Below are 22,936 nucleotides of genomic sequence, written 5' to 3'. Positions count from 1 at the left end.
CTACTCTTCCTCGATCGAAGAGCGGCTCTTCAAAAAGTCTGCGAAGCGGCTCAGTTCCTCAAGGTCGTTTGATGACAGCTTGGATGCAGTGCGGGCCAAATGGCGCACCGGGCCCGAAATGTCCGATGGGTCGGCGTCGTTCGTGAAGTAGCTTACCGGTCTCCGGTAAAGTGTGGCGAGTTTTCGAAGCTCGATGACATCGACCTTGCGTTGGCCGGTTTCAATGTTGGAAAGAGCGCTCCGCGGAATATTAAGGCGGCTGGCGACTTCGTCCTGGCTAAGTCCGATATATTCCCTGGATTGACGCAATTTGTCGGCGATGACCAGGCGCTCGGCCTCGTCCGGCTTTTCGTGGTTGGCGGGGCCTTTCATGCGACCGCCCCATCAAAATGCTTATTCCAGAGCTTGGCCATACGGGCTGTTACATCATCGACGGCTTCCTGGATGGATTCATATCCCCCAGGTCGCACAGCTGCCTGCCCAACCTCGAAGCCGACCACCTCGTCAAGAACGCAGAGAATTTCGACCACGGTGTGGGAATCGATATGGATCGCCTTTACGATCAGCTCTTTTTGAGATTTTGGAAGAAGAACACCTTCAAATTCCGCCAGATCCTTGACGGACTTGATGAGCTCAGCAAGTAGCGTTTCCTGAACGTGCTCGAGGGGATAGGGGGGAACTTTGACTTTGGTGTTCGGATCGGTTGGCAAGGCGCGGTCCTCCAAGGATGTCACCAACGCCTAACATAGTTCGTCTGTTTTTCCAACAGTTATTGTCTGAAATTCGGACATCATTTCTCCAGCGTCCTATCGATAAGCGTGACGATCGCCGAAGCTGCTTCTACGGGCGTCCGCATATTTGAGACAATTTCCACTGGATAATGAGAACCTTCCTCGAGCGCGAGACTCCGGTAAGCGTCACGCAGCTTCAACCAACTGCTGATCTCGTCATCACGGTCGATTGGCTGATCCCGATCGAGAAGAATGGCAAGTGCCGGCTGAAATTTATCCCAGACCAGTCGTTCGGCTTCCACGAGTGTTCGGAGACCGGCTTGATGGACACCAGCGGCCGCGCCATAGACGAGCGTCGACCACCAGAAACGATCGAGGAAGATATGTGTCCCGGATTTCAGCGCTGGCACTATCAGCCGTTCGATAGCATCAAGGTGAGCAGCAACATGAAGCGCCTGCTTCGAGAGCTCGCTCATTGTCGCTATTCTAAATGCCGCCGGATCGTGGTGAATACGATAAATGACTGCGCCAAGGGTGCCTTCAGCCTTCCCCGGAAAGCTCAAGAACTCAAAGCGGCCAGATCGTTGCACTAAGGCGACCTTCAAGAGATCGATCGTCGTCGTTTTGCCAACTCCGTCCGGACCCTCGATAAAAAATAATTTTCCATACATTTACGACCCCATGTACCGGCCAATAGATAAGCAGAATGGCATCTAGTTAAACCGTCAAACTCAGCAAAACGCCAGCGTCGCAGTCGAGGCTTTCATACCCAGCGGCCATTGATACGGCGAAAGGTTTAACCGCAGTTTAGAAGCTGGTCCGAATTTTTGGCGGAAGATCACGCGGTATTCTGAGGCCGCCGAACTCATGCGAATCACGAGGCTTCTAGTGTTCGATACAGGACAATTCGCCCCGTTGGTACAAGTTGGGAAAGAAAGTCGAAGTCCCGAATGTTTCCCGTGAGCACACTCGCACCTAGCTGCCGCGCCTGCAGGCAAACCAGAGCGTCGTTGACGAACTTGCGTTCGTGACCTTCGCCTTTTGGCAAATTGCTCATTCGGAAAAGCAGGCCGGCGAGGATGCCGGATTGCCCCCAGATGGCAGAGTCAGGGGCATGAAGTCGGTGCTCGGGTATATCCGCGACTGTCGCCCGGATCGTTTCCAGGGCGATCTTCGTTGAGGTGTGCTTTGGATCCAATCGGCCGAATGCGTATGTCAGCTCGGAAAGGCACACAGCCGAATGATGACATAGCCTATACGTCAGAAGCCTATCCACCTCTGCCGGTGATCGGCCTTGGAGGACATCCAGATACACGGTCGTATCCAAAAACAATGGACCGCCAATAATAGGCTCGTCGTCGACCCATGGCAGATCGTCATCGGACCGGCGCACGAGCGTCCCAAGGCGTTTCTGCGGTTTGAATGATCGAAGGGTATCGGCGAGATCAAATCCCAAGATCGATATCCGAGGGAATGCTGCCTTTGCGCTTGACGAGGCGAGCCCCGAAATCATCCTCCAGCGCCAGCCGCGACAGAGCAAGCTCCAACAACTCGGTGTCCGACGTGACGTGGGCCCGCTTCTTGGCCGCGTCGATCAGCTCTGACGGTACGCGCCCCGACAGACGCGTATTCTTAGCGGAGCCAAGGAGACCAACGGCCCTCGCCTGTTCGAGGACGAGCTTGTTGCGGGTCAGCGCGACCGTTGCTTCGCTGTCTGTTGTAGTATGGATCTGAGCGCCCATGCCAGCCTCTTGTGTTGAACATAACATAGTGTACGTTCAACATAGATGCAAGGGGTAGTCGAGGTCGGTCGCGGGGGTGATCCCGGCGCCGGTCAATATGAGACCGAGGCCGGCGCGTCACAGACGGCCGCCATGTCAGCGGCAACGGACCTTAAAGCCACGACCGTCTGCTGGAAAGGTCAGCAGTTTTGCAAGACGACGTTGTCGATGACAACATCAATGGGCCGATTACCGCAAGTCATGCGGCGTTTTGCGCTTGGCCTGAATCCTGGCCACCACAATATGGTACTCGACCTCAGATCCCTCCGGCACCTTACGCTCTACGCTAATCTGCTCGGAAATGTGCGGTTGATGGCCATTCCGATCCGTAAGGTCGAGCACCAGTAGGAAACCGAAACGGACACCAGTCGTCAAGTAGCCTGTTGCCTGACCAGCATATCGCTTTGCAAGGGCGGCGTTGTCGGGCACGTTGTCGTCCTTCTTCACCTCGACGACCGACTTCACGCCACGATACTGGATAGCGATGTCGGCGCGGCCGCCACCGGAATCGCGGGCTTCGGCTCGAAACGATGGCGCGTCCGACGTCGTGAGGAACTTAAGAAAATCCAGTTGAAGGTCGTGTTCGACCGGCAGATCGGCGCCGCGCCGAAATACGTACTCAGCAGACGGATCGGTGCTCTTGCCAACGTTGGCGCGAAAATCGAGAAAACGCACGATGAGCGTACACATGTGTTCCAGCAGCGCTCGGGAATAGTCGCGCTGGTAATCGGGACTGTCCGAGAGCTTCTCCATGACGGCGGCCCACAGCTCGGCCACTTGCCGATTGCGATCTATTCCCACATCGAACTGCGCCGCAGTCATCTCGGCTGTAGCTGCGTCGAGGCCGGCTTTTTTGAGGACATCGACCAGCCAGCGTTCAGTCGATTCGTCAAAAGGGCTGCGATGGATGGCTCCGGCCAGTGACTGCTGCACCGTGTCGCGTAGCTGTCCGACATTCAGCGCCAGATCGCTGTCCGCGTTCTCGGCGAGCCACTGATCCAAGGTCTGCAGGTAGTATCGTCGTTTGCGCAGCGATTGGACGAGCGCCTCCCGTCCGAGAACATCGACGCCATGGCCATCGGATCGGGAGAACACCTTCTCGCTGGCAAAAAAGATCGAGAGCAGTTCGTCTTCGATCACGATGGCCGCTTGCAGCCAGATGCCCTTCGTGAACGTGTGAGCGATCATGGCCAGTTTGGTGGCCATCGACAGCCAGCAGAAACGCTCGCGGGATGAGGTAATGAGCCATGATCCCGCAGAGTGATGATCCTTGGCATAGGCCGAGTACTCTATGGCGGCGCGCCGAAGTTTCGGCAGATCGAGTGTGAGTTCGGAATGCAGCCCCCTGGCCTGCACATCGATCAGGACCGACGTGCAGATCTCATAAAGCGCGGCATCCGAACGTCCCTCGCTCATGGCGAGCGAACGGCGAAACCAATCCTGGGCGGCCGCCAACGCTGAAGTTAGTGCATCGTGGGTTCTGGCCAGCAACCCATCCTGCAGCCGATCGAGCCCCAACTCGAGTGCGGCCTCGTCCGATGCCGCGTCGACTTTGACCAACCGAGAGAGAAGGTCCCGGAAATCGGCGTCGGGGTATCGGCGCAGGATGGCGCCCGCAACCTTCGCTACGTGACGCAGATAGGCGCTGTCGTCGTCTACCGTGACGTCCAGGAGGTACGACTGCAGGCGCCTTACCAAGCTGGGATCGCCCTGCGCCACGACCAGGGCGCCGCGCAACGCTTGCGATCGCATCCAGCCATGCTCAGACCTGGGCTCGAAACGGCTGCGGAAGATCTCCCAGGCGCTGCGGCCGAGAGCCTGCGGTATCGCGGGCAGTTCATCGAGGCAGTCGACCATTTCCGCAATGAAGGTGGCGTCGTCCTCTCGCTCGAGTAGCCGCAGCAACGCGCGCTGAACGGCGGCATCGGTCACCCAACCGGTCAGCCAGCAGAACACGTCGGCGCGATCGGTTTCGGAAGGCAGGCCTTCGATCGCGGCCAGCAACTCGTTCTGGTGTGCCGTTCCCGGATCTGAGATCGCCCAACCGCTCGTCGTCAGAAGCTCAAATTTGTCTTCCGTCGCTCCGCCAGTCAGAAGAGGTACCCATCCCCCTTTGCGTGCAGTCGATGATCGCTAGGCACAACCGCCTCTACCGCCTTGCGCGCAATGGTGCCGATAATGATCTGAACGCCTCCGATGTCCTTCGCAGCTGAGGCAACACTGTCGAGCATCTGTTCGAAGTCCTCGTTCACGACCTCTTCCGACGCCGGCGAGTCAATGATCAGCAGGCCTGGATGCCGGCCATGCCCACGACGCTTGGCCACCTCCACCGCCGCCAGCGAGATGGCGATCTTGATGCGCAGTTTCTCGCCCATCGTCAGATTGCTGAAATAGATATCGGCGCCGCCTTGGTGGACCTTTAATTTCCCACCGGCATCGAGGTGCATGCTGGTGACGTGGGAAACACCAAACTTCTTGGCGAGAGCCATCACCGAATCGGCGATCGCGTTCAGGACGTCCGACTGCATAGCGGTCATCAACGTCTTGCTGACTTCGGTAGCGGCGCAGAGGATCTTGAGTTCGCCCTGCGTCTCGGTATCGTCGTTGGCAGGCGATTGCAGGGAGGCCAGTAGTTCCCGAAGCTGCCGGGCTTGGGCTTCCAACTGCACCACGACGAGTTCGGGATCGGCCGGTGACGTGGAGATGACTTCCTGGAGGTCTCGCACCCTGCTGATGACAGCGCGGAGCTGTTCGGTCGCATCCCTCGCTGTCTTCTCGCTGGCTTTGAGTTTGGCCTTGGCGATCTGGAGAGAAGTTGCCAGTTCCTCTACAAAGGTCTGGGCGTCTTGAATGTGATGATTGTCCAGGTCGTCTTCGTGGACCGCCAGATCGTTCTTGCACAAGGCGCAGGTGTTGCCATCCCCGTGCTCAACCCCCGGCGCGGCCTTCCCGAAGGCCGCCTCGCAGGCGGGGCAGCAAGTCGGGCTGAGCTGACGAAACGAATATCCTGCCGACCGCTCGTCCTCTAGCTGCTTAAGCCTTCGCCGCGCGTCGTCGTAGCTGGCTGAGACGGATGCGACGGTCGCCGTGTCTGTCTCAAAGGCGACCCGGGCGGTCTCGGCCGTCTTCCTATTGATTGCGGTCTCGTCGTCGAGCTGCGCCAGCTCCAGTCTTTTTGCGCTGCGGTCTCCGGCACCATGAGCTTTCTTCGCCTCGGCGAGCTGGCCGTCAACCTCGAGAAGCCTGGTATTGAGCACGGCGTTCACGCCGGATTGGTTCGGCCGATTGATCAGCCCCTGCTCGACCTGCTTCTGCGCGGTTAACGCAGCGCTATAAGTGGAGACCCACGACAACCCGATGAACAGTTGGAGCAGGCGAAGGGGGAGCCCGTCGATGGGAAGGTCGCCGAACAGTGCCTTAGGCTCGTTTGAGCTCGACAGAAAGAACGTCGATGCTATCAGTGGCCAACCATGTGGATGACCGCCCGTAGTCTTGTTGTGGGCGTAAATCAACGGAAAATCGAGCTCCTCCATCATCAGGTGCTCGGTTTGCGACTTCAGCCCGTCCCCGGAGTCGCCTTCGTAGAGCGTGATCCACTGACCGTCGCTGTCGCTCCGGCTCAGCATTGCCCTACCCTCCGCCGCTTTCTCCTCGCCGGCCGCCTTGCGCAATTCCAGGCGATGCAGGACCTCATCGACGCGATACCGGATTTCAATAATCTCCAGCCACTTCCAGACGTCAGGCTTAACCCGGCCGGGAAAGTCGCCGCGGATTGCGGCTTGGAGCAGATTCAGGATGGACGACTTTCCACGCAAATTGCGCTCGGACATCACCGCCCAGATGCCGGTCCCCAGATCCGACCAGGACAGATCGAACGGTCCGTCGCGCTCGGACCCGGCTCGAACGCCCCTCAAATTGATGCTGTCGAAGCGAAGGCTCTTGGCACGGGGCGGCGTGGTCTGCGCGCGAACCCCAAACTTGAGCAGCACGGTACGCACATCCGATTCCGAACTGCCGCTGTCTTCGGCGATGGCCTTGATCCAGCCGGACTCGGTCGGCTCGATGGTCTGTTCCTTTCTCATGATTTTAATCCAATGATCTTGACCAGGCGTTGTTCGACTTGCTCCCGGATGGTCGGTATAACGTCGCCTTGGATGGTGTTTCCGTACTCCGGGTGCTCATACTGCCATTCCTTCAGCGCAGAACCGCTCTTGCCGGTGGCAACCCGCATGATCAAAGCCAATCGATCACGATACCACTCCAACTCCGGGTGATCCTTAATGCACCTGTCCAGGAACGAGATCGCCTTCGACGATATGAGGTACTCGTACCGACGAATCTTGCCGTCATCACCGGCGAGTTGCATCGGTCTCGTCAGGCCGTAGTAGCTCAGCATGGCAAGGGCATCCTCGACATTCTGGTAGGCGCCGTGCCGCCAGCGGACCATCCGCACCATTCTGACGGAAGGCTCGTCGTCGAGGAAGATGCGCTGAACCGCTTCCAGCAGCTCGGGCTCGCGGGTTTCCTCGTAGAGATCCAGCAGGGCGTCACCCAGATAGTCGGGATAACGGACAAGGAAATCCATGGCCATCAAACGCTTCTCGGCTCGAAAGACCTTCACGGCCTCCTCTGTGGGTTTGGCGACGTCTTCGCCACCCGCAACCAAGATGAAGAGCAACCTAAGCGCGTCGCGATGCCTGTAGCTCGGCTCGCGCGATGCTCGTGAACGCGGCGAAGTCTCGCCCTCCGGCCCCTCCCCTTCGATCAAAATATCCATACCGGAAGCGCCCCCCAACAGGGACGATGATATCTGAAATGATTTGATTTCGCGAATCTAGTGCGACCCTGCCTCGGCATATCCCTGATGTATGTGGGGGTGAAGGAAACGGTGGAAGGGGCCACCTCGACTATCACGCCGGTTCGGCTTCGGTCTTTTCAAACTGCTTCATTTCCGCATGGTTCTCCCTCCGAGAAGCCTTGTTGGCCAGGTACTCCTCTAATTCTGCGGCGTGGTTCTCGCAGCCTTTTGCCTGCTTTCGAAGAAGCGAGACATGGTTAGAAAGTTCGTGCGTTGTGCAAAGGCCTATTGGAACCAGGGAGCGTTCACCATCGCGAAGCACGGGATACGATTTGACCAAGCGAGTGTGGCCGGGAAAGACCATCTGTGGAGACGCAGGATCGTCGCTCATCCCCACGCGCTTCAACATGCGTGTGACGACACCTACCAGTTCCTTCTTAGCGAACGCTTTATAGAAGTCAGCATGCGGGCCCGCCAGAGGTTTGCTTTCGAAAATATCTGCAACGATTTGGCTTGGTTGTGCAATCTGGCCAGCATCCATCCGCTGCCCAATAAGTTTATGAAGCTCCGACAATAGTGCAGAGTCTTTGGCCATGAACTTCGTCCCATCAAATGTTGAATGGAGAAAGCGGTGCGGCTGGTAGATATTATCGACCCCTCTCAGGGCTCACGGTATTCAATGCAACTTCGCCGAACGCTGTGGCTGGTGATCATCCACCGATTCTAAGAATTGTCAAAGCCATTGTTCTACCTTTGTTCGATTATGCCAGTGACTGCCCAGAAAGTGGCGAGAGCGACGAGTGAGACGCAAGACCTTCAATCGGAATCGCGCTATGTCTGAAATTTGCTGCATATTTCGACAATGACTGAACAAAGTGTCGAGTTCGTCGAACGCCCGCAGCTATTCGCTCGTCTCACCTCCTACCTCCTCTTGGCCGGTGGCAAAGTCGGGCGTGATGTCAGCGGCCAGCAGCTTTTCCTTCGATAGCAGGCCGGCATCCTCGAGCGCCTCGAAATCCGGCAAGTCTCGCAGAGTGTCGAGCCCGAACTCCAGCAGGAATTCTTTTGTCGTAACGTAGGTGTAGGGCGCGCCCGGCGTCGGGCTGCGCGGACCGGAAACGATCAAGCGGGCACCGCGCAGATGACCAATAAAATCGCGACTGATCTCCTTGCCGAAGAAAGACGACAACTCGGCGCGGGTGATCGGCTGGAAGTAGGCGATGCACAACGACGGAGACGAGGTCATAGGGGCGGCCGCGCAGCTCCTCGCGAATGTCGTCGATCAAAAGATCGATGCTCCAGCTCTTGCCGACGACCCGCGCAAGTACCTCGCGACCAACAGGCTCGCTGGCCGCGAAAATGGTGGCCTCGACGCGCGGCATCCATTCCCGCCAGCGTGCCTCCGGCGGCAGGTGATCCAGCTCCCGGTCAAACAGCTGGTCAGCTGATCGACCGATCCTTTCCGCGTCTGCGCACCGCTTCCGCCATGGTCGTCAGAGCCCGTAGATGCGGAACGCGGTGCGGCCCGACAGTTCGCGCACGGCGCCAAGCTCAACCAGCGGTCGAACAGGCGGCGCAGCCCACGGTCGCTCATGCCCGCGATCTTTTCCGAGGCAACGATCGCGTCGTCGGACAGGAGCTTGTTGACAACAGCGTCCGCCGCCTTGGCCCTGAGTTTCGGGGCGACAGCGAGCAGACGGTCCGCGCGGCGCTCGAGCTCGGCGGAAAGATCAATCGCGCGCAGCGCAGCACGCGCCTGCGCGGCAAGCAGGCCTTTCGCACGCTCAGGATCTGTCTCAATGCTTGTCGCCACAGAGCTGCCTGTCGATCAACGCGGGCGAGCGCTGGTGCCCAAGACCGCTTCGGCGCCCAGCAGGGGCACCGCATGTGCCCAGGCATCGGCGAGCCAGGCGCCAACAGCGCGCCCATAACCGTGGCGCTCGGCGCTCACGATGGCGCCGATCATCATTCCCACCGTCCCGTCAATGGCGGCTAACTGGCGAAGATCGTCCGTCAGGTCGCTGACCACCTCATCATCCGGGGCGTAGCCGAACTCTTCCAACACCGCAGCGAGGTTTTTCTCCGTCAGCAATTCGTCCCCGGGCCGGGCTGCCAGCCGGCGCCAGGCAATCAGCAAAAGCCCGGCGGGACCGACGGACAAAAAATCGCCCGGCCGTGTGAGCAGCACGGCGTCGCGCAGCGCGCCTTCATCCTCGACGCGGCCGGCCTGCTTCGCCGTCACCGCGGCCGCCGAAAGCGCCAGACGCTGCCGCCAGGCGCCGGCCCACCGCTCCTGCCGGCGGACCACCGCATCGAACGCGCCGATGGTGGCGCCTGCGGTGAGCACGACCTCCTCAACATCTTTTCGCGCAAGGCTTTGCACATCCGGGATAGCCCGACGCAGCCAGGCCGGCACCGTCATCGCCGCGGTCGAACCGCCAAGCGTGGCGTATTGGCGCGGAGAGGGTTTGAGGCGCAGAATCATCCGAAGCAGGATGAATCACGGCGGCGCTTTTGGTATTTGATTTGCGCAATAACCGCCGCACCTGTCGCCCTGACACAACGAACGATAATGTTGCATTATCGTTCGTTTATTGACAAATCTCAGAACGATGGGTAGAAAATGCCAGAAAGGTAGATTTTTGGAGCCTGTGGTGTCCCTCAACATCAAAAATCCGGCAACCGTCGCCCTCGCCGAGGAGCTCGCACGCCGCCAGGGTATCAGCAAGACTGCGGCCATTCATCAGGCCCTGAGCGAGCGCCTGCATCGAATGGGTTTCGGTGACGCTGCGCAGGAGCGTCTGCTCGCGGAACTGCGCGCGATCCGGGAGAGACTGGCGCGGTTGCCTGACCGGGATAATCGCACCGACGAGGAGATCATCGGGTACGACGAACACGGAATTCCGAACTGATGGTGATCGACACCTCAGCCATTGTGGCGATCCTGCGTAGTGAACCCGAGGCGGCAAGGCTTGAAAGAGCACTTGTCTCCGATCCAATCCGTCTGGTTCCGGCGACCTGTGTACTCGAAGCACGTATGGTGATGGTCAGCAGGCGCGGCGAACACGCATTGGCCGAGATCGATCTTTGGCTTCATAAGATCGCTGTCAACATCATTCCCGTTGACTCCGAATTGGTTGATCTGGCCACCCAAGCTTGGCTCTCCTACGGCAAGGGCCATCATCCGGCCGCCCTGAAGTTTGCCGATTGCTTCTCCTACGCATTGGCAAAACGTTCGGACGAGCCGCTGCTGTTCATCGGTAATGACTTTTCCAAGACAGATGTGGTGGCAGCATGACGATGGCTGATGACGCTCAGGACTCATCAGCGGGTTCCGGAAAGGACGATCTCCCCGACATCATCGACCTAGTGATGGAAATGGGACGTCCTGCAGAGCAGAAGAAGGCCCCCTCCCCTCCCCTGGCGGGCACGGCAAACGGGATGGAACGGCTTCCCGTTCATCTCGACGCGCTCGCTGACCGCGCCCGTGACTATGTCGAAGCGGCGAGCTCAGCCAATACCCGCCGCGCCTACGCATCTGACTGGAAGCATTTTGCCGCGTGGTGCAGGCGCCAGCATCTTGATGCTCTGCCCCCGGAACCGCAGGTGGTCGGCCTCTACATCACCGCCTGCGCGTCGGGGGCCGTAACAGGGGACAAAAAGCCGAACTCTGTGTCGACGATCGAGCGCCGCCTTTCGTCGCTCGCCTGGAACTTTGCCCAGCGTGGCCAGCCGCTCGACCGCAAAGACCGCCACATCGCCACCGTGCTTGCCGGCATTCGCAACACCCACGCAAAACCGCCGGTGCAGAAGGAGGCCATCCTGCCCGAGGATCTTCTGATCATGCTGGAAACGCTCGATCGCGGTAGCTTACGGGGCCTACGCGACCGGGCCATGTTGTTGCTTGGCTTCGCTGGCGGCCTGCGCCGCTCCGAAATCGTTGGTCTCGATGTTGGCCGCGATCAGACCAAAGATTCGTCGGGCTGGATCGAGATTTTTGACAAAGGCATGCTGGTGACATTGCGGGGAAAAACCGGCTGGCGCGAGGTCGAGATCGGTCGCGGCGCTTCCGATGCCACCTGCCCGGTCGTCTCCATGCAGACGTGGCTGAAACTGGCACGGATTGGGCACGGCCCGCTATTTCGACGCGTCACCGGCCAAGGTAAGGCTGTCGGCGCCGAGCGATTGAAGGACCAGGAGGTGGCGCGCCTAGTCAAGCGCGCGGCGCTCGCTGCTGGGGTGCGCGGTGACCTGTCGGAAGGCGAACGCGGCCAAAAGTTTTCCGGCCATGCGCTTCGCGCTGGCCTCGCTTCCTCAGCCGAGGTCGATGAGCGTTACGTGCAGAAGCAGCTCGGCCACGCCTCAGCAGAGATGACGCGGAGATATCAGCGCCGCCGCGACCGTTTTCTCGTCAATCTCACCAAGGCCAGCGGGCTGTAAACGCGCTGACAAGGGAGCCCAGCCTTGCCAAGGGGCAATAGCTTCCGTTTGCGATCGCCTTGCTGCAATCACAATATGTCGACAGATTACGATTTTATCGACACGATTTGACGATATGTCGATGCCAACGACATATCAACCCTGACATGTCGATCGAACCAGGAACCATCGACATGGACGTTTCAGGCTGACAGGCCTTACAATGACCTCCCTCTCCTGCCCCCAAAGGAGGATGTTGAAACGAATGTGGTGCTCAAGGCCTGCATAGCGGCGCGCGCGGCCTTGGCAGAGCTCAGAGTATCGGGTCAGCTTATCCCGAACCAAGCAGTCCTGGTCAACTCTATTCCTCTACTCGAAGCCCAGGCAAGTTCCGAAATGGAGAACATCGTCACAACGATGGACCGATTGTTTCGCTTCGCCAATGAAGCCGGAAATCTCGCTGATGCCTGCCACGAAGGAGGCGCTGCGCTACCGCACTGCGCTTAATCAGGGCTTACGAACTATGCAAAGGCGCCTGTGACGACGTCAACGGCGGTCGCGGTGTGCCGCACGATCAAGGGCGTCGAACTCGACATTCGGTCGACGCCCGGCACGGCCCTGGTCAACCAGGCGATGGGTGGGTCGTTTACACCCCACCCGAGGGGGGAGAACCTCCTGCGCGACAAGCTGGCGAACTGGGAGCGCTGAATCCACGAGGCCAAGGACATCGATCCGTTGATCCGCCTCGCCGTGATGCACTACCAATTCGAGGCCATCCATCCATTTGTCGACGGCAATGGCAGGACCGGCCGCGTGCTGAACCTGCTCTATCTGGTCGACAAGGGCCTCCTGAACATCCCGGTGCTCTATCTAAGCCGCTATATCATCCGAAACAAAGGAGCCTACTACGATCGCCTTCTCGCCGTAACGACGGAGGGCGCGTGGGAAAGTTGGATCCTCTACATGCTCGCCGCGGTAAAGGAGGCTGCTGGCTGGTCAACTGACCGTATACACGCGATCCGCGACCTGCTCGACCAGACCGCCGAGCGCTTGCGCCGAGACCTCCCGAAAATCTACTCCGAGAGCTATCCGAGATGATCTTCGTTAATCCGTCGGATCGGCGACCTGGTTTCATCCGGCATAGCGAAACGACAGGCGGCATCGGTCTATCTAAAGACCCTCGTCGACAATGGCCTGGCACAAGAAGTCAAGGCTGGTCGGGAGAACCTCTAAATCAATCCGGCCTTGATCGCGCTTCTCACCGTGCGCGAGCGCAAATCGGCCGGTGAAGCGCTCTTCTTCCTACCGGGCACTAAACCGACCGTCCGTGCATCTTGCCTCACCCGAGAAGGACCGTTTGATTGCCCTGGTTCCGGCATATCTTTTCGGCCAGCAACTGAGTTTCTTGAAGGACCGCGATCGGCGGCGGATGATGCCCGTTGTCTCCAACTTATCGTCTCACCGGGAGCGGCACGACATTCTCGTGGTTTGGCAGATCGAAAACCATTGCCAATTGGCGTGTCGTGGCCATTTCGATGACCAACTCTTCATGGACTGGGTAGACCGGTCTTGAGCCTTTGGCGAACCAGCCCGGCGAGCTTATGCACTGGAACCGGAACCATGTAAGGATGCTAATCGAGCAACTTACTGATCTCGATCACAACGTCAGCATCGATGTTCTCGGGCAATTCGCGCATAGGCGGGCCCTCAATAACATGAAGATGCGAGCATGTGAAAATGATCTTGCGCCCGCCCCGACCGTGCCTGCCGCGACCGCGCCGCCATCGCCCTACACCAAGAATGCGTCAGTCAGGCCGGCGAGTCCAGAAATGGTGTCAGCTCGAGCCGGCATCCATCCGATACCAGTGTTCTCGCGAGCCAGCGCCCCACCTCCACGGTGACCGCAACTCCGCGCGGCCGGCCTCGACTGAGACCTAGGCGGCCGTGTTCCGCGTGCGGCCGCTTGCATCCCTCCCCCGGCAAGAATCATATTTACTGCCGTAAAAACGGGCCTTTGTTACAGAGAAAACATGGGTTTAGCTCAGAGCGCGGGGCAATTTATATGGGCTTCCACACATGAGCATTGGCTTCATGACCTCAGCTGCAGCCGGCAGTAAAAAGCCTCTCGGCCCCGGTAACGTTCTGTTAACCTAAAACTTCTTGCCGCGGTTGGCCGAATCGGAGCTTAATGGCACTTGTTAAGTGGATTACTTACAAAAAGCGCCAATTCAGGTTTCGACAAGAAATGAACATTGCCATGCGGCTTCCACGCTTCGAGTTCGATAACACGATCATCGAGCAGGGCGAAGAGATATCCCGGCGACTGAACCAGCTTCGTATGGACAAGTTCCCGCCCAATGCGACCAAGACCCTTCGGTCTTTTTCGATGGCGGAGGTAGCCCACTATCTGGGAGTATCGCAAAACAATCTGAAGCGTCTCCATCTGGAACGCAAGGGCCCCCTGCCCGAGCAGATACCGTCGGGACGCCGATCCTATACCGCGGAGCAGATGCTTGAGCTGCGCCATTTCCTGGACCGACACGGCAGGACCGAGGTCAAGAAATACGTGCCGCACCGCAAGCCTGGCGACAAGCTCCAGGTTGTTGCTGTCGTCAACTTCAAGGGCGGCAGCGGCAAGACAACCACCGCCGCCCACCTCGCCCAGCATCTAGCTCTGACGGGCCATCGCGTCCTTGCCATCGATCTCGACCCGCAAGCCTCACTGTCCGCCTTGCATGGCTTCCAGCCGGAACTTGATCGGAACCTCTCTTTGTATGAGGCGATCCGTTATGACGACGAGCGCAAACCGATCTCTGACGTGATCGTCCCGACGAATTTTCCCGGTCTGGATATCATTCCAGCCAGTCTTGAACTGCAGGAGTATGAGTACGACACGCCGCTCGCCATGCAGGACAGAACGTCCAACGTAGGTCGCCAGTTCTTCACCAGGCTTGCAAGGTCGTTGTCGGAGGTGGACGACCGCTATGACGTAGTGATTGTCGATTGCCCTCCGCAACTAGGCTATCTGACTTTGACGGCGATGTCGGCGGCGACATCTGTCCTCATCACGGTTCATCCTCAAATGCTCGACCTGATGTCGATGAGCCAGTTCCTGCTGATGCTCGGCGGCATCTTGAAGACCATCAAGGCAGCCGGTGCAGCAATCGAGTTGGATTGGTTTCGCTACCTGATCACGCGCTACGAACCGACAGACATCCCGCAAGCGCAGATGGTTGGCTTCATGCAGTCGATGCTGGCCGGCCAGATACTCGAAAATCCGATGCTCAAGTCGACGGCCATTTCGGATGCGGGGTTGACGAAACAGACACTCTACGAGGTCGAGAAGTCGTCCTTTACCCGCTCTACCTACGACCGCGCACTGGAATCACTGGATGCGGTGAACTCCGAGATCGCGACGCTCATCCATCGCGCATGGGGGCGGTCATGACGGCGGGTTTTACGGCAGTAAATAATGGGAATTTTGACCGTGAAATCAGTCGACTAACCGAGAATCGGGGCGATTGATGGCACGCAAGGACATATTTGGCAGCGTCATGGGCCCCGCGGCCTCGGTTGCGAACGTCAAGGACATCTCAGCCTATGCCGTTCGCGGCGCTTCCCGCTCGATTATGCAGTCATTCGAGGAACTCTCGAAGAGTTCGGTCGTCGATCTCGATCCGGCATTAGTCGACACGTCATTCGTTTCAGACCGCATGGACGATGACGATGAGGCTTTCCAGGAATTGCTGGCAGCTATTCGTGAGAGAGGGCAGGATTCGCCGGTTCTTGTCAGGCCTCACCCCGAGGTTTCGGGCCGCTTCCAAACCGTCTTTGGCCACAGGCGTGTCAGGGTCGCGCGCCAGTTGGACCGACCGGTCCGCGCCGTCGTCAAGAAGATGGACGATGAGGACCATGTTATCGCCCAAGGGCAGGAAAATGCTGCCAGAGCCAATTTGTCCTTCATCGAAAGGACCCTGTTTGCCGACCGAATTCTCAAGCGGGGCCATTCCCCGGATACGGTGAAGTCGGCGCTTGCGCTCGATGACACGACGTTCTCGAAGATGCGTTCGGTTACCAGTAACATTCCCGAGCGGGTCATTTTGGCGATAGGCGCCGCCAAGAGCGTTGGTCGGGACCGCTGGTGGCAGCTTGCCAAACTCATGGAGCCGCCCGGGGCAGGGGTGAGGGCGGCAGAGTATGTGGCAGGCACCGATTTCGCCCAACCAGCCAGCGAGGCCCGGTTTACCCGCCTCTTCGACTTCATGAGTGTGCCAGCGAAACGCCCGCATGCGTCTACGAAGTCCAAGGAAACGGCTTGGACACCCGATGATAGATCGGTTCGAGCCAAAATCACCGACACCGGAAAGGTGTTTACGCTCGCCTTGAAGTCTAAGGAAGCATCGCCCTTTGGCGCATTCATCGCCGGCAAGCTCGACGAGCTTTTCGAGGCTTTTCGGGAGTCGGAAATGGCGAAGAAAACAGGAGACTAAAACCGCAAAAGAAAAAGGCCCCCGAACGTCGCCGTCGCGGAAGCCCTTCTCGGTCTGTAGCAAGCTGAGAATCGCACTTCCCCGAATCACTGTCAAGAGTCGTGGCGCCGTTTCGGCGAGCCAATTTCTTTTGCCTGATTGAAAGGTGAGGGAAATGGAGAGGGGATACGCGACGACGCCCTTTGGGCGGCGGCCGATGACGCTTGCCTTGGTGCAAGCGAATGCGGCATCACGAGAGATTCCGGACGGCGCTCTTGTCGAGAAATGGCAGGTCTATCGTTGGTTGTGCGAAGGCAAGACTGTCGTAGGTGTGGGAGATCGCGCTCTGGCCGTGCTGAGCGGGCTCTTGTCTTTCTATCCGGACGATCAGATCAGCGAGGAAAACGGCCTGATGGTCTTTCCTTCGAATGCGCAGCTGTCGCTTCGCACGCACGGCATGCCCAGTTCCACATTGCGGCGACACTTGGCCGAGCTGGTGAGTTGCGGCCTGGTCATCCGTCGGGACAGCCCAAACGGCAAAAGGTTTGCCCGGAAGGGAAAGGGTGGCGCTATTGCGGAAGCGTTCGGATTTTCGCTAGCGCCGCTGCTGACGCGGGCTGCTGAGTTCCAGCATGCTGCCGAACAGGTGCGCGCCGACGCCCTGGCTCTCAGGTTGATGAGGGAGCGGATTACGCTCCATCGTCGCGACATCCACAAACTTGTCGAGGCTGCGATCGAGGAGGACGTTCCTGGCGACTGGGGAGGCGTCTGGAGACGGTTTAGAGCCATTGTGGATGCAATCCCGCGGCGGGCAGGGTTGTCAGAACTGGAGGCAATTGTAGCCGATCTGACCATACTTCATGACGAAGTGGATATGATGCTGGAAAGCTTCATGAATTCCACGAATCCTAGCGCCAATGAGTCCCAAAATGAGCGGCAGCAATCTGATTCAAACACAGACTCCAATTTTGTATTTGAACCAGCTTTCGAGAAAAGCAGGGCGGCGGTCGAGCCAAGGCAAGGAACGGATGAGAAGCTGAAAAGCTATCCAATAGGGCTGGTGCTGAAAGCGTGCCCCGAAATCTCAGACTACGCCGTGCGCGGGATCGGAAACTGGCGCGATTTGATGATCACCGCGGCCCAGGTGCGAGGCTACCTTGGTATTTCGCCCTCAGCATACGAGGAGGCTTGCCATGAGATGGGCCAGGAGGTCGCCGCCATCGTAATTGCCTGCATCTTGCAGCGGGCCCAGCACATCAACTCGGCCGGCGGTTATCTGCGGGTTTTGACCGAAAAGGCGAGGGCAGGGCAGTTTTCCGTCGGACCTATGCTGATGGCCGCCCTGAAGGCGAATGGCGTGACGGCGAGGATGGCCGGATGAGAATTGCGAGCGCCGCTGGACGACCGGGCTAGGTAGTATTTTGCGATGCTGACGGTGATAGGTTCGCACAGGGCGTGCCGCACAGCGACCGACAACTCTGACGATCCGGCTGTGGGCTTTTCTGTCGGAAGAGGGGAGGGGATTGGCACGATGGCATCCTCTCATAGGTCGCTGATCCACGGATTCGCCTCCACCGCTATCGATAAGAGGTGATTATCGATAGCGAGAAAGCCGCCGAAGATACTGTGTCGCTTTCACGTCCCGAGTTCAATTGAAGCGATAAGGCGGAAAATCCTGCCCTCCCGCAGCACCGTGAGGCGGGCCCGGCCGGGGGAGGGGCCCTTTTCAAAGCCCGGACGCCTTAGTGAGGTTGGTGCGGAACCGATCGCGACGGCGCTGATATTTGCGGGTCATCTCGGCCGAGGCGTGGCCAAGTTGCTTCTGCACGTAACGTTCCTCGATGTCGGCCGACGAGGCGAGGCCGGCGCGCAGCGAGTGCCCTGAGAACAGCAGCGCACGTTCCCCTTCCGGAAGATCGGAGCGGATGCCGGCGGCGAGCGCGGTCTGTTTGACCAGGCGGGCGACGTGTTTGTCGCTGAGCCGCTCGACGTCGACGGTCTTGTTGTCCTTGAAGATGCGGCGGAAGAGGGGCCCCTTCGCGATGCGGCCGAAGCGGATCCAACTCTCAAGGGCGGCGACGGGGCAGGTCTGATCGGAAGCGCCGCGGCCGACCTCAACCTCGCGCCAGCCCGTCTTGCCGCGCAGCGTCACCAGGACGCCCTGGTCAGGAAAAATCTCGATCCAGCCGGCGCCGTCGCTGTGATCATCGCGGACGACGTCGAGGCCGACGATTTCGGAACGGCGTAGGCCGCCGGCGAAGCCCAGGAGCAAAATAGCGCGGTCGCGCAGGCCGCGCAGATCATGGCTGAGCGTGGCGACCATCGCCTTGATATCGTCGCCGAGCACAGCCTCCTTTTGCCGCGGCGGTTTTGCGTGCTTGCGGCGAATGCCGGCAAGCACGGTGGCAATATGGCGATCGGCGCGATCCATGGGCACGCCGCGCTGGGTAAAGTTCCAGGCAAGGCCGGAGAGGCGCCGCTCGATCGTCGCGACCGAGAGGGCAGGGGCGCCGCGTTTCGGATCACCGGCAGCGGTGTCAATGACACTGCCTGAGGCGCAGGCGCCAATATAGAGGCCGATGACCTGGCTGGAGGGCGGCAGCGGATTGAACCCTTCCCGACGGCACCAGGAGGTGAAATGCCGCCAGTCCTTGGCGTAGGCATTTTGCGTGTTCTCGGAACTGGCGGCCTTCGCGTAGCTTGTCGCGGTCGCGACGAGGGCTTCCAGGGGCGCCGGGACACGGGGTGTCGGTCCCGAGGCGGGGGGTAAGGCGCCCATCTCCATGACCAGATCGACGATGTCGGGCAGATCGCCCTCTGGATGGTCGGAGGCGCTATCGTCGATTTTGGGGGTGTTTTCCGGAGACTCTGCCATGATTTGGCAGGCTAGCCGCATACGTCCGATAAGGCAAGCTTACCGGACATGATTGTGTGGCGACAGGTGCGGCGGATTGCTGCCATTTGTGTTGTAATAAGCGCCGCAATGAATCATCATGTCGACGATGATTCTGCGCCCGAAATCGCCCCTACGCCGTCACGTCACGCAGTCCGGCGCCGCCCCGGCCGCTCCGACTGTCACCGTGCCGAGCTGGCTGCGAAAGGCGGTGGAGGCGGCGCAAACCGTTGAGGATGCTACCCTGGCCACCGGCGCGGCCATCGCCACGCTGGATGCGGTTGTGCGCCGCGACGAAAAATGGGCCGGCGCCTGGCGCCAGCGCCTCGCGCTCGCCGCGGCTGCGGCGACGGCGCGGCATACGGGGCGCGTCGAGGATGAAGCGGCGCTGCGCGATTCTTTCCTCCTCACCCGCCCCGGCGACGACGTTGGGCCGGGCGGCCTTTTGCTCCTCGGCTGGCGCCGGCTGGCAGCGCGGCCCGCAGAGGAGCTTCTGACGAAGAAAAGTCTCGCCGCGGTGTTGGAGGAATTCGGTTTTTTCGCCCGCGACGGCGCGGCGGTCAGCGATCTGGCGGACGCGCTGCGGCGGCTCGCCACGACCGAAGGCGCAGTCGGGATGCTGACAGGCGCCTACGCGGCCGTCGAGGGCCACGGCCTGCCACGCGCCATGGGACCCTGGCTTGCCGACGCCTTGCTGGCGCAGCGGCTCGGCTGGAGCCATGCAGTACCCGTGCTGACCAGCGAGCCAAAGGGGGGCGAAAGTTCCAGTCGGGCGCGCCTCCCGGCGGGTACCCCTTCGGCCGCGGCCTCGTATCCGGCGAAGTTCTTGCTTGCCGCGCAGGCGCACGCGGCGCTGCTCGCCATCGATCTCTCGGCGGAGCTCGAACGCCGCGCGGATCGGTTGCTCGCCGTCGCACCAAAACTCAGAGCCAAGGGGGCGGACACCGTCGTCGACCGATTGCTGAACGACGACGCGCTCGTTGCATCGCGCGGCGACAAAAGCACCGGGATGAGCGACCGTGGCCTGCGCCGCCTGTTCGACCGCCTGGTCGAGCTCGGCGCTGTCCGCGAACTCTCTGGTCGAGCGACCTTCCGCATCTACGGGCTGTGAGAAACGATGGCCGAGGCGACGCACGCGCGACGAGCGAAAGGCCGACCAGACGACGGTCGGTCAGGCGACCGCCTGTTTGACCGCGAGTTGGATCACCTGCCGCCGGAAGCGCGCTGGCGCGAATGGATGAACCGCGTCGAGGCGACGATTTTCGCGGCCAGCGAACCGGTCAGCCGCGAGACGCTGGCCCGCATCGTCGGAAAAAGCTGCAGCATCGACCTTTTGATCGACGACATCCGGGAGGAACTGCGTGGCCGGCCCTACGACCTGGTCGCCGTCGCCGGCGGTTTTCGGCACCTGACGCGGCCGGCCTATGCCGACGCCATCCGCAGTGCATTTGGCACGGCCGTCGGCGGCAATGAACGGGCGGCCGATCTGACGCAGTCGGAGGTGCTGGTGCTGATGTGCATCGCCTACTTCCAGCCGATCACGCGTGGAGAATTGTCGTCTTTCTTCGGCAAGGAGATCAGTCGCGACCTGATCGGCCATCTGCGCGGCGCCGGCCTGATCGCCTCCGGCCCGCGCAGCCCGACGCCGGGCGCGCCCTATACCTATGTCACGACGAAAGAATTCCTGCTCGAGTTCGGGTTCGACACACTGCGCGATCTGCCCGACGTCGAGGCGCTCGAGGATGCGGGGCTGCTGTCGAAGGAAAAGCTGCTCGCGGGCGACATCTTGCCGGCAGTCGAAACCGAAATGAGAGCCGACGACGAATTCAGCTGAGTGACATCAACCACGACCGGTTAACGCGCCACACGAGGTTTCGCATGAGAATCGATTACAAGGGCTACAGGATTCACACTTGGATCGACGACGATACCAACCATGCCCAGATGCTCAAGGGCAAGAAGGGACCGGCTCTATGTCGACATCGATCCCATTGAGGCCGGGCATGGGCGGCACCCGTCGAGCAAGCGCTTCATGGGCGATATAGTAAAGAAGTTCCAGTTCTCGGGCACCGAAACAGAGCAGCTTGTGCAGGTTGCCCAGATCTGGATCGACTCCTGCACACTTTGTCGCTCCGCCCAGTCCCATTGCCGCCGGCTTCAAATCAGGTACAAAAACAGACGCTGCCGACTTTACTTTTCGGCATCGCGCCGAGGCAAGGAATTAGGAAGTTCCTTTGGGAGTTTGTCTGTCGGGGGAGCCAACTGATACATCAAGGAATAGGCAAATACATAAAGAAACAGGAATGCTGAAAAAGCCAATGGTGCAGTGCCTGCTCGGCTCACCCTCAATTGCCTTCTCGTGAAATTGCCATGTGCAGTCGTCGCAACGCCATCGAGAATGATAACCACAAGCGCCAGGATAATCATGAGGTGTCCAACCGCATCGATCTTTCCGAATTCAGCAATTGCCGAGGTGAATATCGCCAACAGCACTATTGAAGCCAATATCTGGCTCGCTCTGCCGAACAGAACGAGGAAGGCTGCGACGAACTCCACGAATCCAGCCAAAATGATGTATTCATGATGGTCTATGCCGAGAGCTAGATAGCTATGCTTCTCCAGCAGCAGCATGGTCCAGGACCAATAGAGCCACTTCTCAACCGCAGCCCAAAGGAGCGTGGCCGATAGCGAGACGACAAGGATCATGTCAGCATGACGGTAGAAACGTTCCAGGCGGGCCGACTGGATGATCAGATAGACCGCGATGCCGAGGAACAACGGATAATCCATCATATGGAACACCCCATAATCATGGATGCCATAGGCGTACAATCCAATCAAACCTGCGCCAGAGATCAGGGTCGTTGGCCAGGTCAGGGTGCACAGGGCCAGGAAAAATTGCAGCCAGCCGATATAGGTGCTGCTGATCCTTAGCTCAGGCGTGAGGATAATTCCTCCAAGCAGCCACAGTGCCCAAAGAAATAGCCCTAGCCCGATGCGAAGGAGATCCGGCGATGCCCTCCGCCAATGTTCAAACTGACGCATGTAGTCGGCGTAGGCAGGCCAGGAGGCGAGCCAGGCATCGAACCAGAACATTACGATGACAAAGCACATCGAAAGCAGTACCGACCCGATGAACAGCGGGTTGATGAGCGACGAAAGCGGCTGAGGGGGCATGCCCAGGTCGTATGCAGAGAACCACTTCACATGGGCAAAGGCGGGATCGGTGCCTAGAGCTACTAAAAAAGCGACTGCGTACAAAAGTATAATCCTGGCTGCGCAGGATCCACATGCGGCGCCGGAAGGCAGGATTTTTCCCCTGCCCGGATAAATCCAATTGAGCATCGGAAAACCGAACCCATCGATCATATGTTGGACCTTTAGACTTGAACTCACTGCTGCTCCGATACCATTTTCTGGACCGCCGGAAGGTAGAATTTCCCGGCTTTCTCACGATCGCGGGCTGGTGGCGCCATCGGGATTGAGCAACGAGATCGGGCCTTGTGCCCGATCGCCCCATGCCGGCGCACCTCGTTGTAGTATCTGCGCTAATCCGCGTGAGGCCGACACCGCGCTTTTCAGGCAGGCCGTGCACTCACGGCTTCCCACGCGGCCACATTTCAAACAACGTGAAAACGCCGCCCAAACTGCTCGCAGGTGCCAGGTTCCAGGACGGCATCGAGGTCATCGAAATGAAGCCGCAAAGCGCCGCTTGATCAACCCAGTCTCCCAAATTCCGTCATAGCTCTGTCATGGATGCTCTCGACCATGTCGCCGATCACCTCCAAGATCCGACGCTTTTGCTCTTCGAATATCCCTGGCCATGCTGGATCGTGATCGACGAC

23 protein-coding genes and 2 pseudogenes are annotated in these 22,936 nt (G+C 59.4%); 12 read left to right on the top strand and 13 right to left on the bottom strand.

Annotated features, from left to right (window positions below; genetic code table 11):
• The 11 genes and pseudogenes from OHD58_RS19500 to OHD58_RS19450 all read right to left on the bottom strand — a co-directional run bounded on the left by OHD58_RS19500 (window position 1) and on the right by OHD58_RS19450 (window position 9,795).
• Window positions 1-372: a helix-turn-helix domain-containing protein gene (locus tag OHD58_RS19500; protein WP_263805056.1), complete on the bottom strand. Its 372-nt coding sequence runs from the start codon at window positions 370-372 to the stop codon at window positions 1-3.
• Entirely contained in the window at window positions 369-710 is a 342-nt protein-coding gene (locus tag OHD58_RS19495; protein WP_263805055.1) for a hypothetical protein, read from the bottom strand. Before OHD58_RS19495 ends, OHD58_RS19500 begins: the two co-directional genes overlap by 4 nt.
• Before the next feature lie 80 nt (window positions 711-790).
• Entirely contained in the window at window positions 791-1,402 is a 612-nt protein-coding gene (locus OHD58_RS19490) for a dTMP kinase (RefSeq protein ID WP_263805054.1), read from the bottom strand.
• Window positions 1,403-1,605: 203 nt separating this feature from the next.
• Entirely contained in the window at window positions 1,606-2,187 is a 582-nt protein-coding gene (locus OHD58_RS19485; RefSeq protein ID WP_263805053.1) for a type II toxin-antitoxin system VapC family toxin, read from the bottom strand.
• On the bottom strand, window positions 2,177-2,473 hold the full coding sequence (locus OHD58_RS19480) for a hypothetical protein (protein WP_263805052.1): 297 nt from the start codon (window positions 2,471-2,473) through the stop codon (window positions 2,177-2,179). Before OHD58_RS19480 ends, OHD58_RS19485 begins: the two co-directional genes overlap by 11 nt.
• A 228-nt stretch (window positions 2,474-2,701) precedes the next feature.
• Entirely contained in the window at window positions 2,702-4,516 is a 1,815-nt protein-coding gene (locus OHD58_RS19475) for a hypothetical protein (protein ID WP_263805051.1), read from the bottom strand.
• 86 nt (window positions 4,517-4,602) lie between these two features.
• Window positions 4,603-6,594, bottom strand: a complete 1,992-nt coding sequence (locus tag OHD58_RS19470) for an ATP-binding protein (RefSeq protein ID WP_263805050.1) — start codon at window positions 6,592-6,594, stop codon at window positions 4,603-4,605.
• Window positions 6,591-7,289 carry a hypothetical protein gene (locus OHD58_RS19465; protein ID WP_263805048.1) on the bottom strand — a complete coding sequence of 233 codons (699 nt, stop codon included), beginning with the start codon at window positions 7,287-7,289 and terminating at the stop codon, window positions 6,591-6,593. The genes OHD58_RS19470 and OHD58_RS19465 overlap by 4 nt, the downstream gene beginning before the upstream one ends.
• Before the next feature lie 133 nt (window positions 7,290-7,422).
• Window positions 7,423-7,905 (bottom strand): hypothetical protein, encoded by a 483-nt coding sequence (locus OHD58_RS19460; protein WP_263805047.1) that lies wholly within the window; start codon window positions 7,903-7,905, stop codon window positions 7,423-7,425.
• 306 nt (window positions 7,906-8,211) lie between these two features.
• Window positions 8,212-8,798, bottom strand: a pseudogene (gene scpB, locus OHD58_RS19455) (SMC-Scp complex subunit ScpB).
• 5 nt (window positions 8,799-8,803) lie between these two features.
• A pseudogene (locus OHD58_RS19450) lies at window positions 8,804-9,795 on the bottom strand (DUF1403 family protein).
• 169 nt (window positions 9,796-9,964) lie between these two features.
• Between OHD58_RS19450 and OHD58_RS19445 the strand changes: the two are divergent.
• From OHD58_RS19445 to repC, 10 genes are all read left to right on the top strand, one after another.
• On the top strand, window positions 9,965-10,222 hold the full coding sequence (locus OHD58_RS19445; RefSeq protein ID WP_040583545.1) for a type II toxin-antitoxin system VapB family antitoxin: 258 nt from the start codon (window positions 9,965-9,967) through the stop codon (window positions 10,220-10,222).
• Entirely contained in the window at window positions 10,222-10,608 is a 387-nt protein-coding gene (locus OHD58_RS19440) for a type II toxin-antitoxin system VapC family toxin (protein WP_263805044.1), read from the top strand. Before OHD58_RS19445 ends, OHD58_RS19440 begins: the two co-directional genes overlap by 1 nt.
• Entirely contained in the window at window positions 10,605-11,750 is a 1,146-nt protein-coding gene (locus tag OHD58_RS19435) for a tyrosine-type recombinase/integrase (protein WP_412177247.1), read from the top strand. Before OHD58_RS19440 ends, OHD58_RS19435 begins: the two co-directional genes overlap by 4 nt.
• 246 nt (window positions 11,751-11,996) lie before the next feature.
• The gene (locus OHD58_RS19430; protein WP_318528270.1) at window positions 11,997-12,236 is read left to right on the top strand and encodes a Fic/DOC family N-terminal domain-containing protein; all 240 of its coding nucleotides are present in this window, start codon (window positions 11,997-11,999) and stop codon (window positions 12,234-12,236) included.
• 30 nt (window positions 12,237-12,266) lie between these two features.
• Window positions 12,267-12,437 (top strand): hypothetical protein, encoded by a 171-nt coding sequence (locus tag OHD58_RS19425; protein WP_263805042.1) that lies wholly within the window; start codon window positions 12,267-12,269, stop codon window positions 12,435-12,437.
• Between the two features lie 27 nt (window positions 12,438-12,464).
• Window positions 12,465-12,827, top strand: coding sequence for a Fic family protein (locus OHD58_RS19420; RefSeq protein WP_263805040.1), 363 nt, complete (start codon window positions 12,465-12,467; stop codon window positions 12,825-12,827).
• A 9-nt stretch (window positions 12,828-12,836) separates the two neighbouring features.
• The gene (locus OHD58_RS30745; RefSeq protein WP_412177250.1) at window positions 12,837-12,962 is read left to right on the top strand and encodes a hypothetical protein; all 126 of its coding nucleotides are present in this window, start codon (window positions 12,837-12,839) and stop codon (window positions 12,960-12,962) included.
• A 1,012-nt stretch (window positions 12,963-13,974) separates the two neighbouring features.
• The gene (repA, locus tag OHD58_RS19415) at window positions 13,975-15,177 is read left to right on the top strand and encodes a plasmid partitioning protein RepA (protein ID WP_263805038.1); all 1,203 of its coding nucleotides are present in this window, start codon (window positions 13,975-13,977) and stop codon (window positions 15,175-15,177) included.
• A 76-nt stretch (window positions 15,178-15,253) separates the two neighbouring features.
• On the top strand, window positions 15,254-16,219 hold the full coding sequence (repB, locus tag OHD58_RS19410) for a plasmid partitioning protein RepB (RefSeq protein WP_263805037.1): 966 nt from the start codon (window positions 15,254-15,256) through the stop codon (window positions 16,217-16,219).
• 154 nt (window positions 16,220-16,373) lie between these two features.
• Window positions 16,374-17,579 (top strand): plasmid replication protein RepC, encoded by a 1,206-nt coding sequence (gene repC / locus OHD58_RS19405; RefSeq protein ID WP_263805036.1) that lies wholly within the window; start codon window positions 16,374-16,376, stop codon window positions 17,577-17,579.
• A gap of 345 nt (window positions 17,580-17,924) precedes the next feature.
• On the opposite strand, the gene OHD58_RS19400 is transcribed toward repC, so the two are convergent.
• The gene (locus OHD58_RS19400; protein ID WP_263805035.1) at window positions 17,925-19,073 is read right to left on the bottom strand and encodes a site-specific integrase; all 1,149 of its coding nucleotides are present in this window, start codon (window positions 19,071-19,073) and stop codon (window positions 17,925-17,927) included.
• Window positions 19,074-19,191: 118 nt separating this feature from the next.
• Here OHD58_RS19400 and OHD58_RS19395 point away from each other — a divergent pair, with 118 nt between their 5' ends.
• A complete protein-coding gene (locus tag OHD58_RS19395; protein WP_263805033.1) occupies window positions 19,192-20,202 on the top strand; it encodes a DUF1403 family protein in 1,011 nt (336 codons plus the stop codon).
• A 6-nt stretch (window positions 20,203-20,208) separates the two neighbouring features.
• A complete protein-coding gene (gene scpB, locus OHD58_RS19390; protein ID WP_263805032.1) occupies window positions 20,209-20,925 on the top strand; it encodes an SMC-Scp complex subunit ScpB in 717 nt (238 codons plus the stop codon).
• A gap of 356 nt (window positions 20,926-21,281) precedes the next feature.
• On the opposite strand, the gene OHD58_RS19385 is transcribed toward scpB (OHD58_RS19390), so the two are convergent.
• On the bottom strand, window positions 21,282-22,460 hold the full coding sequence (locus OHD58_RS19385) for a hypothetical protein (RefSeq protein ID WP_263805031.1): 1,179 nt from the start codon (window positions 22,458-22,460) through the stop codon (window positions 21,282-21,284).
• Between the last annotated feature and the right edge of the window lie 476 nt (window positions 22,461-22,936).

The organism is Mesorhizobium sp. ZC-5 (assembly GCF_025753855.1).
Taxonomy (GTDB): Bacteria; Pseudomonadota; Alphaproteobacteria; order Rhizobiales; family Rhizobiaceae; genus Neomesorhizobium.
Note: the sequence above shows the minus strand (reverse complement) of the source record. Positions and strands in the feature narration are given on the sequence as shown.